Source organism: Bulleidia sp. HCP3S3_C9 (assembly GCF_052064035.1).
Lineage (GTDB): Bacteria > Bacillota_I > Bacilli_A > Erysipelotrichales > Erysipelotrichaceae > Bulleidia.
In genome coordinates, this window is sequence record NZ_JBQHWJ010000007.1 from 1 (window position 1) to 18,583 (window position 18,583).

15 protein-coding genes are annotated in these 18,583 nt (G+C 34.9%); 12 read left to right on the forward strand and 3 right to left on the reverse strand.

Annotation, left to right across the window (positions count from 1 at the left end; all coding sequences use genetic code 11):
- Positions 1–112: 112 nt before the first annotated feature.
- The gene (locus ACTND6_RS02515; protein WP_441021835.1) at positions 113–751 is read right to left on the reverse strand and encodes an HAD-IA family hydrolase; all 639 of its coding nucleotides are present in this window, start codon (positions 749–751) and stop codon (positions 113–115) included.
- A 105-nt stretch (positions 752–856) separates the two neighbouring features.
- Between ACTND6_RS02515 and ACTND6_RS02520 the strand changes: the two genes are divergently transcribed.
- The 4 genes from ACTND6_RS02520 to ACTND6_RS02535 all read left to right on the forward strand — a co-directional run bounded on the left by ACTND6_RS02520 (position 857) and on the right by ACTND6_RS02535 (position 7,341).
- Positions 857–1,450 carry a PDZ domain-containing protein gene (locus ACTND6_RS02520; RefSeq protein ID WP_441021833.1) on the forward strand — a complete coding sequence of 198 codons (594 nt, stop codon included), beginning with the start codon at positions 857–859 and terminating at the stop codon, positions 1,448–1,450.
- Between the two features lie 78 nt (positions 1,451–1,528).
- Positions 1,529–2,398, forward strand: coding sequence for a phosphoribosylaminoimidazolesuccinocarboxamide synthase (locus ACTND6_RS02525; protein WP_320100479.1), 870 nt, complete (start codon positions 1,529–1,531; stop codon positions 2,396–2,398).
- A gap of 117 nt (positions 2,399–2,515) precedes the next feature.
- Entirely contained in the window at positions 2,516–2,872 is a 357-nt protein-coding gene (locus ACTND6_RS02530; RefSeq protein WP_441021831.1) for a hypothetical protein, read from the forward strand.
- On the forward strand, positions 2,869–7,341 hold the full coding sequence (locus tag ACTND6_RS02535) for a SpaA isopeptide-forming pilin-related protein (protein ID WP_441021829.1): 4,473 nt from the start codon (positions 2,869–2,871) through the stop codon (positions 7,339–7,341). The genes ACTND6_RS02530 and ACTND6_RS02535 overlap by 4 nt, the downstream gene beginning before the upstream one ends.
- A gap of 29 nt (positions 7,342–7,370) precedes the next feature.
- Here the strand turns inward: ACTND6_RS02535 and ACTND6_RS02540 are convergent, their stop codons facing one another.
- A complete protein-coding gene (locus ACTND6_RS02540; protein ID WP_441045042.1) occupies positions 7,371–8,207 on the reverse strand; it encodes a DUF4145 domain-containing protein in 837 nt (278 codons plus the stop codon).
- Between the two features lie 209 nt (positions 8,208–8,416).
- Here ACTND6_RS02540 and ACTND6_RS02545 point away from each other — a divergent pair, with 209 nt between their 5' ends.
- The 8 genes from ACTND6_RS02545 (at position 8,417) to ACTND6_RS02580 (ending at position 17,937) form a co-directional block, all read left to right on the forward strand.
- Positions 8,417–9,457: a galactose ABC transporter substrate-binding protein gene (locus tag ACTND6_RS02545; protein ID WP_441021825.1), complete on the forward strand. Its 1,041-nt coding sequence runs from the start codon at positions 8,417–8,419 to the stop codon at positions 9,455–9,457.
- 130 nt (positions 9,458–9,587) lie between these two features.
- The gene (locus ACTND6_RS02550; protein ID WP_441021823.1) at positions 9,588–11,096 is read left to right on the forward strand and encodes a sugar ABC transporter ATP-binding protein; all 1,509 of its coding nucleotides are present in this window, start codon (positions 9,588–9,590) and stop codon (positions 11,094–11,096) included.
- Between the two features lie 15 nt (positions 11,097–11,111).
- Positions 11,112–12,095 carry a galactose/methyl galactoside ABC transporter permease MglC gene (locus tag ACTND6_RS02555; RefSeq protein ID WP_441021821.1) on the forward strand — a complete coding sequence of 328 codons (984 nt, stop codon included), beginning with the start codon at positions 11,112–11,114 and terminating at the stop codon, positions 12,093–12,095.
- Between the two features lie 92 nt (positions 12,096–12,187).
- Positions 12,188–12,505, forward strand: coding sequence for a hypothetical protein (locus ACTND6_RS02560; RefSeq protein WP_178175208.1), 318 nt, complete (start codon positions 12,188–12,190; stop codon positions 12,503–12,505).
- 5 nt (positions 12,506–12,510) lie between these two features.
- Positions 12,511–14,124 (forward strand): helix-turn-helix domain-containing protein, encoded by a 1,614-nt coding sequence (locus ACTND6_RS02565; protein WP_441021818.1) that lies wholly within the window; start codon positions 12,511–12,513, stop codon positions 14,122–14,124.
- Positions 14,121–15,959, forward strand: coding sequence for a cache domain-containing sensor histidine kinase (locus ACTND6_RS02570; protein ID WP_441021816.1), 1,839 nt, complete (start codon positions 14,121–14,123; stop codon positions 15,957–15,959). Before ACTND6_RS02565 ends, ACTND6_RS02570 begins: the two co-directional genes overlap by 4 nt.
- A 5-nt stretch (positions 15,960–15,964) precedes the next feature.
- Positions 15,965–16,921, forward strand: a complete 957-nt coding sequence (locus ACTND6_RS02575) for a substrate-binding domain-containing protein (RefSeq protein WP_441021814.1) — start codon at positions 15,965–15,967, stop codon at positions 16,919–16,921.
- Positions 16,922–16,923: 2 nt separating this feature from the next.
- On the forward strand, positions 16,924–17,937 hold the full coding sequence (locus ACTND6_RS02580) for a galactose ABC transporter substrate-binding protein (RefSeq protein ID WP_441021812.1): 1,014 nt from the start codon (positions 16,924–16,926) through the stop codon (positions 17,935–17,937).
- Here ACTND6_RS02580 and ACTND6_RS02585 read toward each other — a convergent pair.
- A complete protein-coding gene (locus ACTND6_RS02585; protein ID WP_441021810.1) occupies positions 17,916–18,530 on the reverse strand; it encodes a DUF6553 family protein in 615 nt (204 codons plus the stop codon). The two genes, ACTND6_RS02580 and ACTND6_RS02585, sit on opposite strands and share 22 nt — an antisense overlap.
- Positions 18,531–18,583: the final 53 nt, after the last annotated feature.

Here is an 18,583-nt window from a genome sequence, read left to right on the forward strand (position 1 = left end):
GTATATACCTCAAATTCTTTTCTGAAATTTGTGAATATACCTGTTTTCATTCTAATTTGTAAACAATTTGATTAAATCTCGTTTATGACTGATACTTTTTCAACAGTCTCGCCTAGGCATTCTTTTTTAAGTATTCTTCCAATTGTTCAACAGTATCAACAACTGTGACTGCACCTGCTTCAATCATGGATTGTTTGTTTCCATATCCCCAATTGACACCAATACAAGGTATTGCATGTTCTTTTGCACCAAGTACATCAAAATCTGTATCCCCAATCATAATGGCATCTTGTACATCTTGTTTTTCTAGTAAATAGGCAATGACCGCACTTTTATTTTCTCTAGAAGCATCTAAAGAAGCACCTGCAATTTCTTCAAAGTACTGGCCGAGATGGAAATGTTCCAGAATTTCCTTTGCAATGTTTTCTGGTTTACTAGTTGCAACAAATAAATGAAATCCATTTTCTTTCAAATCCTTCAGCATTTGTTCAATACCTTCATATGGCTGATTCTCAAATTTTCCAATCGTCGTATAGCGAGAGCGGAAGATTTGAATTGCCTGATCAACATCTTCTTCTTTTACACCAAATTCAGGAAATGTTTTTCTAAGAGGCGGGCCAACAAATACTGAAAGTTCTTCGAGTGCAGGGTGAGGGATTCCTAATTGATCTAATGCATAGGCTGCAGATCGTGTAATACCAATTCCGGATTCTGTTAATGTTCCGTCTAAATCAAATAATATCGTTTTCATGAATACTACTTTATCATAGATTTCCCATTATGTTCTTGTAATATTCATTTAATATTCACATACGTTGTATACTCTATAGGTGCATTAAGAAAGAAGGTACAGAATATGAATGAAATAAAAAATGAACAGACAGAACAGCCAAAAGTGATATATGTTGAAAGAAAGAAAAAACCATTTCCTTGGAAAACAATTGGAAAATATGCACTTTGTTGTTTGCTTTCAGGCTTGTGTGGATTTGGTGGAGGTCTATTTGCCAATTATGTAGATCGTCAGAAAACAAATAATGACATTCAATATAACTACAGTGATAATAATGGAAATGATTTTTCAATGATTCCTGGATTTGGTGATGGTTCATCAAATGAAGAAAGTGGCAATTCTCAAATTGAAAATACAAACCAGGCAGCATTAGGTGTAAAAGTTAAAGAGACAAGTGATGGTGTCTATATTGCTGGCTTTTCTTCTAATTCCAATGCAGAAAGTGCTGGCTTGGAAATTAATGACAAGATCGTTGGTATCGATGGTAATAAATACAGTACATATAATGATATTGTAAGCTACATTGGTACAAAAAAAGTCGGAGATACAGTGAAAGTCAGTGTTGAAAGAGATGGAGAAGAAAAGACTGTGGATGTTGAATTAACAGAACGTGCATCTCAAACAACATTGCCAGGTTCTTCTAGTTCCTCTATTTACTGATTAAGAAAGAAGTGTTTCTTTCTTTTTCTTTTCATGAAGCGTATACTTTACATGTGCTAAATATGGAGGACAACATAAATGAAAGATTATGCACCAATTAAAGAAGGTAAAGTACGCGAGATTTACGATGTCGATGATGCGTTGATCATGGTAGCGACAGATCGTATTTCTGCCTTCGATGTTATCTTGAAGAATCAGATTACAAAAAAGGGAACTGTATTGACACAGATGTCTAAATTCTGGTTTGAGTACACAAAAGAAATCATGCCTAACCACATGATTTCTACAGATGTAAATGACATGCCTGAATACTTCAGAAAGCCTGAATTCACAGGTAATTCCATGCTATGTAAAAAACTCAATATGATTCCAGTTGAGTGCATCGTTCGTGGTTATATTACAGGTTCTGGCTGGGCAAGCTATCAGAAGACTGGTAAAGTTTGTGGTATTGAATTACCAGCTGGTCTAAAAGAAAGCGAAAAGCTTCCACAGGCAATCTATACACCAAGTACAAAGGCAGAAATTGGTGATCATGATGAAAATATTTCTTTTGAACAATCCATTGATGTATTGGAAAAAGCTTTTCCTTCACATGGTAAAGAATATGCTGAAAAGATTAGAGACTATACATTAACACTTTATAACAAGTGTGCTGAATATGCTTTATCTAGAGGTATTATCATTGCTGATACAAAGTTTGAATTTGGTGTCAATGAAGATGGTGAAATTGTTTTAGGTGATGAAATGCTTACACCAGACTCTTCTAGATTCTGGCCACTGGAAGGATATGAAGCTGGTCATTCTCAGCCATCTTTCGATAAACAGTTCGTAAGAGACTGGTTAAAGGCAAATCCAGATAGTGACTACAATCTTCCTCAGGAAGTGATTGATAAGACAATTGCCAAATATCTGGAAGCTTATCAGTTATTGACTGGTAAAGAACTATAATTGTAAATAGTTTCAATAGAAAACAAAGCCGATATGAAAATATCGGTTTTTTTTGACCTTTTTTCAGGGAATTCTTAAAAAATCTGTGAATAAGAATAGTGAAGGAAGGTGGTATATATGAAAACCGATGAATTGAAATTTAAAAAATTTGAAGAAGAATGCAGGAGATATCTGTATGAGAAGGAAGCTCTTTTACAGCTGGAAAAGCGATTTGTAAAAGTAAATACTTCCAACACACATTACAACGACAACTGTTCACGCTATGATCCATTAAAGAAATATCGTTTTCTTGAAGCACATACAAATCATGTGAATCATGTTTTTAAACTGATGGAAAAAGAGTATGGCTCTCTTGTCGCAAATACGATCAAAGAGCAGATGACGCATTTTCATACGAATGAAGAAATTGATGAAGCTTATAAGAATTCTGTCATTTGCATTTTAAATAAAACTGAAAAGGGAGTGCGCGCATGAAAAGGAAAATCTATCGTTGTCTTCAGTTTCTTTTATCATTTTTTATTGCATTTACAATGCCTGTTTTTTCAATGTTTGAAGTACATGCAGATGGATTGGATGTGAATCAGGCAATCAATGACATCATTGGTGGAAACATTGGAAATACATTTCATTATTCTTATCAGGGTGGTCAATATTTTGATCAGATTTTAACAAGCAACAGCAGTGAAGAATTGTATAACATAGGTTTAGACTGTACGTCAGGCACGCTTGCAATTGTGTCAAAAGCAATCCGAAATGCAAATGGAGATCCATATAAGTACTTTGGGGAATGTAGAGAGTATCTCAATACTGTCTATCCGTATGAATTGGCAACACATTTTACGAATATGGAACAGATTGCATCTGGAATTGTGGATGTGAGTGTATTAGAACCAGGTGACATTATTGTGTATGGTCAAATGGGAGAAAAGGGCCATATGAATGTGTATTGTGGAAATGGACAAACATTTGATTTTGGTTCGAATGGAAAAGGAGCAACTGCAAACTATCGTGGATTTGCAAATTACATAACATATAAAACTTCCGCTTCTTCGACGACTGGTTCGTATCCAATCAGTGCAGTATATCGAATACACTTAAATAAGAAGGTTCAGTATGAAATTGTAAAGCTTTCTACTGATCCACTTGTTTCTGCTACAGCACAATATTCACTTGCAGGTGCTGTATTTGGGGTATATACGAGCAGTGACTGCAATGAAGCAAGTCATATTGATACATTGACTAGTGATGCTTCTGGGCATGCTAGAGGAGAAGCAACGGTGTCTAATGATGTGAATACATTGTATGTAAAGGAAATCTCTGCACCAGAAAACTTCAGAATTTCAGATGCATCCATTCATACAGTGATGATACAGGATGGAAGTGCATATGATGAATTCAAGGATGAGCCAATGTATGCGAATGGATCAATTGAAATCAGCAAGATTGATCAGGAAGGCAAGAAGAATGCTGCTTCGATGGCAGAAACACATTTTACGATTACATACTATGATTCTTTTGATATCAATGGTGCAGCAACAAATACATTTACAATCAAAACACTTGCTGAATATGATGAAAGTGGTGTGAAGTATGTTGCGAGAATGGATGATGCACATCTTGTAGAAGGCGCATATATTCGCAATGCACAAGCAGAACCAGTCTTGCCAATGGGAACATATGTCATTCGTGAGACGAAAGCTGCAAGTGACTATACGATGGAAGGTGGATATTTTGAGAATGGTGTTCGTGTAGGCAGTCAGGAGCAGTTGATCTTTATTGTTGATCATGAAGGTGATTCCATTGTGATGAAAGCTGGAAATCATTATTCACAAGGCATGTATGAAAAAGAGGAACTTGTAAAGCGTGGAAGCTATGAGCTGCAGAAGAAAGACAAAGATTTATCTGCTGATCCGCTTCAGCCAGTTCGCTCTTTAGGTGATGCAACATTTGCATATGCTGAATTTGATTTATTTTATTTAGGCAATGGAAGTGAAGATGCTTCTATGATGATTGATCATGACGGAGATGGGATCGGCGATGGCAGCGAATTCATGCCATCTTTCACAACACCAGTTGATCATATCCAGCTGGATGAAAAAGGATATTACTCTACACCAAACGAAACATATTTAGCGTATGGAAATTACAGGCTTGTTGAAACAAAATCACCAGTTGGATATTCAAAACTGGATGGAGAACAGCCAGTCACAATTGATTTTTCTATTACAGAAGATAAAGAAAAGAAATATCTAGAAGCAATTGAAAAAGTGTATGAAGGTGATATCCAGATTGTGAAAACACAGAATTCTAACCAGTCCTCTTCTTTTACAAAACCGGAACAAGGTGCTGTATTTGATGTTGTATTGAAGAAATATGTTTTACAGGAAGCCAATGGCAGAGAAGTAGATCGTCAAATTGTTCTGGATGCATATGATAAAGCAAATACATGGAGCGGATATGATGCATCAAATCATTTTGTGAATGGATATGCAGATAAAGAATATGATCAGATTACTACAGATGTGAATGGCTGTGCAAAAACAAAGATGCTTGCCTATGGTGACTATTATCTTGTACAGGTTTCTTCCGCAAATGAAATGAAAATCATTGAAGATGTTCAGGAATTTTCGATTACACAAGAACATCAGCCAACATTACAATTCTATGCAACAAATAATGTTAAGGGATATGTGTTAAAGATCTTCAAGAAAGATGCAGATACAAATGAAAGAGTTACATTCACTTCATCAGCATTTAAAATCCATATGCTAAAAGATATGAATGGCAATGATGTATCGCATTCCACGACGAAAGATACATCTTTATCCACACGTTTAGTGAATGGATATGTTGTACAGACTCTTGGAGAAAATAGTGAAAAAACAAATGTAGATGTATTTATGACAGCTTCTAAAACAATGGCTTTATCGAATGATAAACTTGAAGAAGGTGTTTTCTATGGTGTGAATAACAATAAAAAAGACAATGTAGATAGCTGTACGAGCTTACCTGTAGAGTTATATCCAGGAGAATATCAACTGGAAGAAGTTGTTACAAGTGATGGCTATATCACATCTTCCCCATTACCTTTTACAATTCGACAGGAATCCATTACACGAATGAATGATGCGAAACAGAATATCATTGAAATTGAATTTAAAAATACAAGATTAAAAGGTGATGTTTTCTTTAATAAAGAAATCGTACATTATGAAAATGCAGATACGTCTTTGATCCATGATGATTTAACACAGTTTGGTTTTACACTGTATGCAAAAAATGACATTTATTCGAGTGATACTGGTGCATTGATTGTTAGAAAAGATGAAAAGGCAAAACGATTGACAACAGACATCAATCAGCCATATGCATCCATTGAAGAAACATATCCAGATACTTCAGGAAATTTTGCTTTCACTTCCTTGCCGCTTGGGGAATACTATTTAAAAGAAACGACAGTTCCAGATGGTTTTGTGAATGAAAACCGTGTATGGGATATCACAATTGAACAGTCTATGTTTGATCATTACATTGAAGAACAGACAACACTTCCATTACATTTAGGAGAAGTAACAGATCGTTCTATAGAGAAGGATGATGTGCGTACAGTTATTCAAGGAGAATCTACAAATACATACAAGATTACAAATGACGTAACAAAAGTCAGTATTTCTAAAAAAGATATTACAAATGATGAGGAATTAGAAGGTGCACAATTAAGTGTACTGGATGAAAATGAGAATGTTATAGATACATGGATTTCTAAAGATCAGCCACATACAATTGAAGGGCTGAAAGAAAATGGAACATATACTTTACGAGAAGACCTTTCTCCATTAGGCTACTACCAGACAACAGATATTTCATTTACTGTCAATCAAGGAAAACTTGTGCAGCAGATTGAAATGAAAGATGCGCCAGTCATGTACAAAATTAAAAAAGTAGATGAAAATGGAAATATCGTCAGTGGTGTGAAATTGAAACTGTTTGATCGTACAGATCAGGAAGAAATTCCATTAGAAAATGATGGTATTACAACAGAAAAGCCATTTATTTTAGATAAAGTATTAAAGACTGGACATACATATGAACTGATTGAAGAAGAAATTGTCGCAGGTGTTTTTCAAGCAGCAAATCTGACGTTTGTTGTACCAAAGGTTAATAATGATGCAGCATGTATCACAATTACTATGGTCGATGAAACAACAGGTGTGTTTGTGAATAAAGTGGATCAGTATGGGAATGGTGTTGTAAATGCAAAGCTAGAGATTCTAGAAGCAGAAGAGAATGAAAATGGTGAAGTTTATGCATTAGAAGGTATAGAACCTGTATATGCATTTACGACAGATGGAAGACAACATGATATTTCTTCTTATGTCAAAGGCAGTGATGAAACTAAGAAATACTGGTATATCTTAAGAGAAGTAGAATCTCCATTTGGTTATGCAATGATGGATGATATTGCATTTTATGTAACTGGCACAAAAGAAAATGTGCAGTTTATTCAGGCGATGGATATGAAAAAAGATGTTCGAATCAAAGTGGTGAAAAAAGATGCGTCTTCTAAAGATACATTGCTTAAAGGTGCAACGTTTACGCTGTATGATAAGGATCATCAGATTGTAAAAGATAAGGATGGAAACGATTGTATTCTGACAACAGATGATTCTGGTACAGTGCAGTTTGAAATTCCATATGATGAAGGCTATTACATCCAGGAAACAAAAGCACCACAGGGGTATCAATTAAATCAAACAAAATTTGATGTTGTATATCCAGAGAACTACACATTTCTTGAACCACTTGTCATTCAGGTAGAAGACAGGCCAAATGAAACAGTCAATACAGAAGATCAATCTAAAATATTCTTAGAAGTATGTGTATTGATTTCATCTATCACTGTTGGTGGGGTGTGGATGCGTATGAAACACGTTTACCGATAAAAGAAAAGTAGAGCGAGTCTCTACTTTTTCTATAGATGCATGATGAGATATATTGTAAGTGCAATTAGAAGTATCGCAAATAAGAGAAACAAGAATAAATTCTTTTTATCAATGGATTTTCCTTGCTTTGTGAATTCTCTTTGATAGCTTTGTAATGTCATATCCATTCTATCCAGCCATGTTTTTGCGATTGTTTTAGAAATATGTACGCTTTCTCCATGAGAAGCATTGTTGCAGTTTAAACGGATGTCATGAAAGAGGGAACGCTGAGAAGAAGTGATGTAGTTTTGTGCGTGTAGAAATGAAATGCGGTTGTATAAAGTATCAGATGGAATTTTTTGTGTATTGATAAAGATTTGATAGTTTTCATTCAGCTGATAATATTCGACAAGTGATTTTGTGAGCTGATCTACTGTACTTCTCATATTTGTGGCAAAAGATGTATCATCAAAATCTTTTTGATAGATGGCATTTGCTTTTTCATAGCATTGTAAAGCATTCTGATAATGATGAATTGCCTCATTGGATGCGGTGAGTCTTGGCTGCAATGTAACTGGGATTTCATATGTCATTCCTCGACTTTTTGCATAGACTTCATTTGTACGAAATTTTGTTTTGGAATCAGTAAACATAAAATGAGAGAAGGAATAGTTCTTTAAATGTGATGGATTGATGAATGAAGAAGTGTCTGGATTTGTTGCACCAATAAATGTAATGGTGTCATTTGGATAAATTCCTTTTTTGACATATGTATATTTTGTACAGCCAACATATAATGTTTTGTTTTGCTGATTAATAAAAACAGCGTATGAAATATGCTTTGCAGGATCACCAGAAAGCGTATTTCCACGAAATTGAATATCCATGTTTCTTTCCTTTCTAAATTTCATTTTAAGTATAACATGACAAAGTAAACATGAAATTGAGAAATCTTTCACATGATTTTCACATAAAAAATTTATAGAACCATCAAAAAAATTTCTATTTAAATATTGTAAGCGTTTTCCTAAAATACTAGTATCAAGTGAGGAACAGAAAACACCTCACACAAGTTAATAGGAGGGAATATTATTCCATGAACAAGTTTTCAAAAGTTTTACTCGCTGGAACAATGGCATTAGGTTTAGGTGCTTGCTCTAGCAAACCAGCTGCTTCAGCAGGTGGATCCGCTGCTACTAAAGGTGGCGATTATGCTGACAAGAAAGTCGGTATCGCAATTTATCAGTTCAATGATAACTTTATGACATTATTCAGAACTGAACTCGAAGACTACTTAGTAAGCAAGGGATTCGACAAGAGCAACATCACAATTACAGATGGTGCTAACGACCAGGCTACTCAGACAGCTCAGATCGATAACTTCATTACACAGGGTGTAGATGTTATGATCGTTAACCCAGTTAACTCTTCTTCAGCTCCAACAATTACTGATAAGGTAACATCTGCTGATATCCCACTTGTTTACATCAACCGTGAACCAGATGAAGAAGAACAGAAGAGATGGAAGGATGAAGGCCTCAAGGTTACATATGTAGGTGCTGATGCTAGACAGTCCGGTACATACCAGGGTGAACTCATTCTTGAAACAGAAACAAAGGGTGATATCAATGGTGATGGTGTTGTTTCATACATCATGATCGAAGGTGACCCAGAAAACGTAGACGCTCAGTACAGAACAGAATATTCTGTTAAGGCTTTAACAGATGCTGGAACAAAGGTTAAGGAACTCGATGACGAAGTTGCTAACTGGGATCAGGCACAGGCTCAGGAAAAGGTTCAGAACGCTCTATCTAAGTATCCAGAAGCAGAAGTTGTATTCTGCAACAACGATGCTATGGCATTAGGTGCTCTTGAAGCTATCAAGGCTACTGGCAAGACAGTTGGCAAGGATATCTACTTAGTTGGTGTTGACGCATTAGCTGATGCTTTAGATAAGGTTGAAGCTGGCGAAATGACAGGTACAGTATTAAACGACCACATCGCTCAGTCTCATGGTGCTGCTGATGCTGCTATGGACTACCTCGATGGCAAGGATGTTGACTACAAGTATGTTAAGGACTATGTTAAGGTAACAAAGGACAACATCGCTGACATCAAGAAATCCTTAGGCTTATAATTTAAAAACTTAAGCATTGATTCTCATGAGTGTGGGTGCTCATAGCGGTGCCCACACTCATATCTTATTTAAAATGATTTAAAAAATTCTATCAATTCACGGAGTAAAGTGAAAAATTACGGAGGATAAAATGGCGGAATACAAACTTGAACTCAAGGGCGTATCCAAGTCGTTCCCTGGCGTTAAGGCACTTGATAACGTACAGCTGTCTCTACGACCTGGATCAGTACTCGCATTAATGGGTGAAAATGGTGCAGGTAAATCAACATTGATGAAATGTTTATTCGGTATCTATCATATGGATGCTGGTGAAATTTACATTGATGGAGAAAAAGTAGAAATCAAAGATCCTGATGATGCAATGGAAAAAGGTATTGCAATGGTACATCAGGAATTACAGCCTGTACCTGCAAGGTCTATTGCAGAGAATATGTATCTTGGACGTTTCCCGGTACACAAATATGGACCACTTCAGGTCATTGATCACAAGACAATGAATGAAGAGACAAAGAGATGGTTGGCTCAGTTAGGATTGGACTTTGATCCAACAGCATTATTAGGTACATTATCAATTGGACAGATGCAGTGTGTAGAAATTGCAAAAGCTGTATCTCATAACGCAAAAGTAATTATCTTTGATGAACCGACATCTTCCTTATCTGATAAAGAAGTTGAATTTTTATTCAAGATCATGAATCAGTTAAGAGATGAAGGTGTAGCTATGATCTATATCTCACATAAAATGGATGAAATCAAGCGTATTGCGGATGATGTTCAAATCATGCGTGATGGTCAGTACATTGGAACATGGCCAGCAAAAGAATTATCTATCGATGAAATCATCACAAAGATGGTTGGTCGTGAAATGACACAGATTTATCCAGAACATCATCATGAAATTGGCGATGTTATTCTTGATTGTGAAGATATTTGTTCTATTCATTCTAGAAGCTTCCAGCATGTATCATTCAATGTGAAAAAGGGTGAAATTGTTGGATTTGGTGGACTTGTTGGTGCGCAGCGTACTGAATTAATGGAAGGTATTTTCGGTATTAGAAACCTTTCTGCAGGTACAATCACAGTCAATGGAAAGCAAGTTACGATCAAACAGCCTAAAGATGCTATGAAGGCAGGCTTAGGTATGATTACAGAGGATAGACGTGGCACTGGTATTGTTGGATGTCTTTCCATCAAAGATAACGTTGGTATCACAATTTACAACAAACACTTGAAAGCTGGATTTGTCTTAGATCATCCAACAATCAATAAGATCGTTGATGATTCTATTCAACAGTTAAGTATCAAAACACCTAGCATGCAGACATTAATTTCTACTCTTTCTGGTGGTAACCAGCAGAAAGTAATCGTTGCTAGATGGCTGGCAAATGACCCTGATATTCTCATCATGGATGAACCTACAAGAGGTATTGATATTGGTGCAAAACATGAAATCTATGAAATCATGGAAAATCTTGCACAGCAAGGCAAAGCAATTATCATGATCTCATCTGAAATGCCAGAATTGATTGGTATGTCTGATAGAATCTATGTTATGAGTGAAGGAAAACTCACAGGTGAAATTACTGATCGTAACGACATGACACAGGAAAAGATCATGAGTTATGCTGCTCAGTATTAAAAAGGGGAAAGGAAAATGAAAAAGGATTTTAATTTAAAGGACTTTTTGATCAATAATGGCGTTGTCGTTGTCATGATCATTCTTGTCCTCTATACAGGTTTTACAAGTAATAACTTCTTTACAGTGAAAAACTTCCTGAATATTGCGGCAAATATGTCCTATAGACTTGTTATTGCATTAGGTATCGCAGGATGCGTTATCACTGGTGGCTGTGACCTCTCCGGTGGTCGTATGGTAGGTTTTGCTGCATGTATCTCTGGTACATTGTTACAGAATCTTGATTATTCTCAGAAATTCTTCCCAGGTATGGAACCATTGAATCCATTCTTAGTTATCTTGATTGTTATGGTCATTTGTGGATTGTTTGGTGCAATTACTGGTGCATTCGTTGCTTACTTACATGTTCCACCATTTATCGCTACATTAGGTATGATGGACATTATCTATGGTCTTGGTTTGATCTATACAGGTGCTACTCCATTAGGTGGATTTACTAGAGCATATACAACATTCTCAACGGGTAAATTCTTAGGTATATCTTATCTGATCTGGATTGCTATTATCGTAATGGCAATTACATGGTTCATCTTCAACATGACACGTCATGGAAAGTATATGTATGCAATTGGTGGTAACGCACAGGCTGCTGAAGTTGCTGGTGTTCCAGTAAACAAGACACTTGTTATCATCTATGCTAAGGCTTCTGCTTACTTCGCACTTGCAGGATTCATGCTCGGTGCAAAAGCTGGTGGTTCTTCTGTAAATACAGGTCTATCCTATGAAATGGAAGGTATAGCTGCTTGTGCTCTTGGTGGTGTATCCGTTACTGGTGGACGTGGTAAAGTATCATCTGCACTAATTGGTGTTGCTGTTCTTGAATTATTGAAGGCTGCATTACAGTACTTAGGTGTCGACCAGAACGCACAGTATATCGCTATCGGTATCGTTATCTTGATCGCTATTACACTTGATATTCGTAAGTACGTTCAGAAAAAATAATTTCAGGAAAATCCTATTAACAAAGCGTTCTTCGGAACGCTTTGTTTTATTAAACAGAAGTGAGATAATAGTAAACAAGGAAAGGTTGTCATATGAGTTTTATAGAGTTTATTAATGAATCCTGGGTAACATTACTTTTAACATTTTTACCATTATATTATGCATTTCAACTATTGAAGAATGAAAGAATAGAGATGATTCGACCAAAGGGCAGCAAGGCAATTGAAAAAAAGAAAAGAAAACCATATGCACATGATGCTGGTATGATCATGTTGTTTACTGGTATTTCTATGGGATGTATTACAGTCATTCGTTTATTTTCACCAGTTGGTTCTTTGATTGGTTCCATTGTTGTATTTGCTGGATTTGTGTATGCATGGAAAAAAACACATGATGTGTATGAAAGATAATGATTATGAGAGATAAATATAAGGTTATTCTTGTCGATGATGAAATTGACGTTGCGGAAAGAATTGCAAACAAGATGCAATGGGAAGAACTGGGGTTTGAAAAACCTGTCATTTGTAAAAATGCATTAGATGCATTGGATGTTGCTGAAAAAATCCATCCTGAAGTTGTTATGACAGATATTACAATGCCATATATGAATGGATTACAGTTATCTCATAAGCTGAAGGAAGAGTATCCAAACATTCGTATTATTATTTTTTCTGGCTATGATGAGTTTGAATATGCACAAGAAGCGGTGCATATTCAAGCTGAAGAATATATTCTGAAGCCAATTGATGCAGATAAGTTAAAGACTGTTTTTACAAACATTCGCAACGACTTAGATAAAGAATATGATGAACGACAGAATATTTCAAAACTTGAATCGTATTATAATGATTCCTTGCCAATTTTACAGGAATCCTTTTACGCTTCTTTAATGGAAAATAAGTTTGCAAAAGATCAATTGGATCATTTTAAAGAAATCTATTCTATTGATTTGAACAGTCCATATTATTGTGCTGTGATCTTACATGTTTCTACACATACATTGAAAGAAAAAATGAATCCTTTGTATGTCAGCTTATCTGTAAAAAAACTGGCAGAAGAAAAGCTGTGTGAACAATGGAAAGGTAAATTGTTTACGTATCAAGGAAACACTGTCATGATTGCGCAGTTAGATGCTTCAGAAAATGAAATTACAAAATTGACGGATGACTGTGATAAGTTTACGCGTCTAGCAAAAAGTTTAGTGGATGCTACAGTGACAATTGGTATTGGCAGAATCTGTTCGCAGTTGATTGATATTTCTGACAGTTATAATGGTGCACGTTTAGCAGTCAGCTATCGCACATTGTATGGAACAATGAAAGCAATCAATATTAATGAAATTGAGCCAGATCAAGACGTGCAGCCTATATTTCTTGAAACAGATTCGCTAGATGAAGTATTTAAAAAAATGCGTGTGAATAATCAGGAAGGATTATCTCATGCCATTGATCAATATCTGGATAAATCTACGGCGAGCTTGACAAAAGTGCCTGAATTCCGTTTTTTTGTCATGCAGCTTGTCAGTGAACTGTATAGCTTTGCTTTAGCAAATAAACTTGAAATTTCAGAATTATTTACAAGCTATCATGAAATTATTCTTCAGGTTGAAAAGCTTGAATTAAAAGATTTGAATGAATGGATGAAAGATCATTGCTTTAAGATGCAGAGGATGATCAATGAAAAACGATCAAATACGACGAAGAACTTTATTGTAAAAGCAATTGATTATGCAAATGAAAAATATAGTGATCCAGATCTGACAGTTGAAAGTATCTGTGCATATCTGAATGTATCGTATGCATATTTTTCTACTGTATTTAAAAAAGAAACTGGAAAATCTTTTACAAGCTATTTAACAGATATTCGCTTAAAAAAGGCTGTTGAACTGCTGTTGGAAAAAGATGAAAAAACATATGTGATTGCACGTGATGTTGGATATACAGATCCCAACTATTTTTCCTATGTGTTTAAAAAAGCATATGGTGTTTCTCCAAATAAATATCGAATGAAAATTCAGGAAGAAGTATGAGTGAACACAAGACATTCAAAGATACATTTGATGATATATGCAACTTTAAGTCAATCAGCATTCAAGGCTTGATGTTGATTAGCTTTACTGTTGTTTCTGCAGTGATTGTCTTTGTTCTTGGAATTATTTTTTACAAATTCTTTTCAATTCAAAGTGCACAGACGATTATTCAATCAACAAAGCAGGTTACTTCACAAACTACAACAAATCTAGAAGATTATCTACAACAGATGAGACAATTATCTGATACTTTATATTACAATTCGATTAAAGAAATCGACATTTCTAATGCAACATGTGAAACAGAAATGAATATGTTATATGAAGCAAACAAAGATAAACTCATCTCTTTTGCGTTGTTTTCTGAAGATGGTAAATTGATTGCGGCTTCTCCAAATGCAGATTTAAAAGATGATGTCGATGTGAAAACACAACAATGGTTTCTAGATGCAGTAAGTGAAGTAGAAAACCTGCATTTTTCTCTTCCTCATGTACAAAACTTATTTGATGATTCTTCAATTCGCTATAACTGGGTGATTTCATTAAGCAGATCTGTCAGCTTGAACGATCATGGAAAAATGTGTGAAGGCGTTCTGCTTGTTGACATGAATTATTCCTATATTGAACAAATTCTAAATTCTGTGAATACTGACAATACAAATTTCTATACGTATTTAATTGATGGTTCTGGTGCTGTGATTTACCATCCAAAACAAATGCTGATTAATTCAGGTGACTATAAAGAAAACAATATGAAAGCAGCGTTGTATAAAGATGGTTTGCATAATGAAGAATTTGAAGGTGGAAATAGAAATGTTGTAGTGGATACAGTTGGATATACAGGATGGAAGCTGGTAGCAGTTTCTAGCGCAAATCCATCCATCTACGAAAATCGAGTGCGTTATATTGTAATTCTGCTTGTTGCAGTAACATTCTTAATCTTGATGTTTATTAACCGTTTTATTTCTCGATTTGTTTCTAGACCATTGTATGTACTTGCAGAATCTATTTCGGGTTTATCACAAGGAAGCAAAAAAGGATTGGAAATATTGCCAGGTGCTACGTCTGAAGTAAAACACCTGGGGGAAGTGATTCATTTTTATGAACAGAGTAATGAAAGACTTGTACATGATATTGTAAAAGAACAGGAAGAAAAGAGAAAGAGTGAACTGGATGCCTTACAGGCACAGATCAATCCACATTTCTTATATAACACATTGGATTCCATTGTCTGGATGATTGAAGAGGGTGGAAAGCAGAAAGATGCAGTATTTATGATTACTGAACTTGCTTCATTGTTCCGTCTATCTTTATCTAAAGGAAAAACAATCATTACGATTGCGGATGAAATCAAGCACGGCAAAAACTACATGAATATTCAGGCAGTACGATTTAAGAATCACTTTATATATGATTTTGATATTCCTGAAGAAATTGAGAAGTATTGTACAGTGAAACTGATTGTTCAGCCTATTCTTGAAAATGCAATATATTATGGTGTGAAAAATATGGATGAAGATGGAGAAATCCATGTTAAAGGCTGGAAAGAAAATGATGATATCTATATTACAGTCAGTGATAATGGATTTGGTATTCCTGAAGACTATCTGAAAACAATTCTTTCAGATACGGAACATAAAAAGGCACATGGTTCTGGTGTTGGCTTAATTAATGTTCATAAGAGAATTCAGCTTAGATTTGGTGAGCAGTATGGGATATCCATTGCTTCTGAATTGGATGAAGGAACATGTGTTACAATTCATATTCCAGCAGTTCCTTATACAGAAGAAAACCAGAAAGCTCTGGAAGATGGAACATATTTTGAGAAGGAGTGATATCAATGAAGAAAAATAAACCATTCATTATTACAGTTGTCATTCTTTCTATTGTAATTATGTCAACGATATTTGCCTTGCGTTCTCCAACAATTGAAAATGTATATGAAATATCAGTCATTGTTCCAAATTCTTCCAATAATATGTGGAATCGCTTTGAGTCTGGTGTTAGAGAAGCTATGGACAATGAAAATGTCATTGTGAATATTGTCAATACAACAGATATGGAAACCCTGGCTGATCAGAAAAATCTGATTGATAAGGAAATTAGAAATGGAACGGATGGATTGATTGTAGAATTTATTGCTTCCAATGATACAGAAAAAGTTGTGGATGATATTGTTTCTAAAACAAATCTTCTATTGTTGAATACAAAATGTGCAATGTATGACATTGATCTGAAAAAAGTTGATACGGTAACACTAGATGATGAATTGATTGCGACAACATTAACTTCTCAATTGTTTGATCAGGTGGGAAGAGATTTAAGATTTAAGCGTGTAGGGATTCTTGCGAATAATGTTGATCAATATAATATGAAAAAACGTCTAAATACTGTAGAAGATATTTTAGATCACGCAGGTGCGAAAATTGCCTGGGTTGTCAGTGGCAGTTCTTTGGAAATGGAAGAACAGTTGAAGTTTGTAGATATTCCAAATTATGTGATTGGATTAAACAGTGTTTCTCTTGATTCTGGAATTGATTTTGCGAAGAAATATAACATTCCTTTATATGGTATTGGTGAATCGGATCAGAATGTTAATGCATTAGATGAAGGAATTATTCAATCGATGCTTGTTCCGGATGTGTTTATGATGGGATATAATTCTGTTCAGTTAATGGTGCAGAGAATCAAGTTTCCTCATGAAAGAAAAGAAAAAATTATTGATTTTTATACGATAAACAAAGAAAATATGTTTTCTAAACAGAATGAAAGTATTTTGTTTCCGATTGGAGATTAATCATGCGTAAAGTATTGTATGGATTATTAACAGTGATGTTATTTTTAACAGGCTGTAAAGAAAAGATAATTGAAGAAAAGCAGAAAATTCGTATTGGTATTTCCTATTATGATTCTTATGATCCATTCATTATGGAATTATCATCTAGAATCGAAAAACAATTAAATGAATACGAAAATGTGATTGTAAAATCGGTTGATTCTGAAAAATCGCAATCAACACAGAATCGTCAGGTTTCTGATATGTTAAGTGATTCTTATGATGTGATTTGTGTCAATCTTGTTGATCGAACTGCACCGAAAAAAATTATCAGTATGGCAGAAGATTCTAATGTGCCAGTTATCTTCTTTAATCGAGAACTGGTATTACAAGATCTAGAAAGCTGGACAAGACTATATTATGTAGGTGCGGATGCAGGTGAATCTGGAAAGATGCAAGGTGAAATTGTTTCTGACTATATCAAAGAACATCCAGAAGTTGATAAGAATCAAGATGGGAAAATTCAGTATATTATTTTAGAAGGTGAAACCGGACATCAAGATGCAATTGTCAGGACAGATGTGTCGATTCAAACAATTTCAGATGCAGGCATTGTTCTAGATAAATTAAGCTTTGCGATTGCTAACTGGAATAGAAGTCAGGCATGTACAAAAACAAAACAGTTATTATCAAAATTCAATACAAATATTGAATTGATCATGGCAAATAATGATGAAATGGCAATTGGTGCAATTCAGGCATTGACTGAAACTGGAATTGCGAAAGAACAATGGCCAATTGTGATTGGTATTGATGGAACAGAAGATGGACTAGAACAGGTGAAAGAAGGAAATATGATTGGCACTGTCTATAATGATGGAATCAAGCAGGCAGATGCGATTGCAGATTTATCCATTGCACTCGCAAAAAACGAATCGTTAGATTCGTTTAATTTAAAAAATGGAAGATATATTCGCAGTCCTTATCAAAAAGTAACAATAGAGAATGTAGATGATTATCTTAAATTGCTGCAGTAATCATTCCAATACTGTTCACCATTTTCAAGCATCTGTTGATATGTTTCAACCATAATATCATGAAGCTCTTTGCATTCATCTTCAAGCAAGAAAGATGCAGGGAGTTTTTTTGTGATGTGATCGATGTCTCCCGCAATACGCATCGCAACATTTTTATCACTGACATGACCGATTCCCACGGCAACCTGCTTATAGGAATGGGAATCAATACAGGAAAGAATAAATTCCTGGGCAAAGCTTTTCCATTCTTCATGAAGAATGGGACTTCTTTCATAATTCAGGATACATAGATCTTCCAGACATTGTCTGAATTCTTTTTCTATTCTTTTTTTATTAAAGAAATGAATGTTTTCTGTTGTTAATGTCTTCGAATTAATCCATCCACGCATAAACAAATCAGCACGTTTATGATCTTTTAGACATACAAAACGTTTTTGTAGAAGCTGTAATCGGTTTTGGTCATCTACTGAATCAGGATTCTTTTCAATATAAGACTTTAAAATGTTTTCTCTTTCATTGATATCCTTGATTTCATAATAATGTTCAGGCCAGTTTTCAAGGTAATTTAAATTGATTTCTTTTTTTAATAACATATATTTATTATAGCTTGATTTGAAAAAAACATAAAATGACGGTATTATTTTTT

Bases quoted from the DNA above. Each gene is read 5' to 3' on its own strand.
- ACTND6_RS02580 (WP_441021812.1), top strand. From the start codon at position 16,924: ATGCGTAAAGTATTGTATGGATTATTAACAGTGATGTTATTTTTAACA.
- ACTND6_RS02565 (WP_441021818.1), top strand. From the start codon at position 12,511: ATGAGAGATAAATATAAGGTTATTCTTGTCGATGATGAAATTGACGTT.
- ACTND6_RS02540 (WP_441045042.1), bottom strand. From the start codon at position 8,207: ATGGATATTCAATTTCGTGGAAATACGCTTTCTGGTGATCCTGCAAAG.
- ACTND6_RS02585 (WP_441021810.1), bottom strand. From the start codon at position 18,530: ATGTTATTAAAAAAAGAAATCAATTTAAATTACCTTGAAAACTGGCCT.
- ACTND6_RS02550 (WP_441021823.1), top strand. From the start codon at position 9,588: ATGGCGGAATACAAACTTGAACTCAAGGGCGTATCCAAGTCGTTCCCT.
- ACTND6_RS02555 (WP_441021821.1), top strand. From the start codon at position 11,112: ATGAAAAAGGATTTTAATTTAAAGGACTTTTTGATCAATAATGGCGTT.
- ACTND6_RS02535 (WP_441021829.1), top strand. From the start codon at position 2,869: ATGAAAAGGAAAATCTATCGTTGTCTTCAGTTTCTTTTATCATTTTTT.
- ACTND6_RS02525 (WP_320100479.1), top strand. From the start codon at position 1,529: ATGAAAGATTATGCACCAATTAAAGAAGGTAAAGTACGCGAGATTTAC.
- ACTND6_RS02515 (WP_441021835.1), bottom strand. From the start codon at position 751: ATGAAAACGATATTATTTGATTTAGACGGAACATTAACAGAATCCGGA.
- ACTND6_RS02530 (WP_441021831.1), top strand. From the start codon at position 2,516: ATGAAAACCGATGAATTGAAATTTAAAAAATTTGAAGAAGAATGCAGG.
- ACTND6_RS02520 (WP_441021833.1), top strand. From the start codon at position 857: ATGAATGAAATAAAAAATGAACAGACAGAACAGCCAAAAGTGATATAT.
- ACTND6_RS02560 (WP_178175208.1), top strand. From the start codon at position 12,188: ATGAGTTTTATAGAGTTTATTAATGAATCCTGGGTAACATTACTTTTA.
- ACTND6_RS02545 (WP_441021825.1), top strand. From the start codon at position 8,417: ATGAACAAGTTTTCAAAAGTTTTACTCGCTGGAACAATGGCATTAGGT.
- ACTND6_RS02570 (WP_441021816.1), top strand. From the start codon at position 14,121: ATGAGTGAACACAAGACATTCAAAGATACATTTGATGATATATGCAAC.
- ACTND6_RS02575 (WP_441021814.1), top strand. From the start codon at position 15,965: ATGAAGAAAAATAAACCATTCATTATTACAGTTGTCATTCTTTCTATT.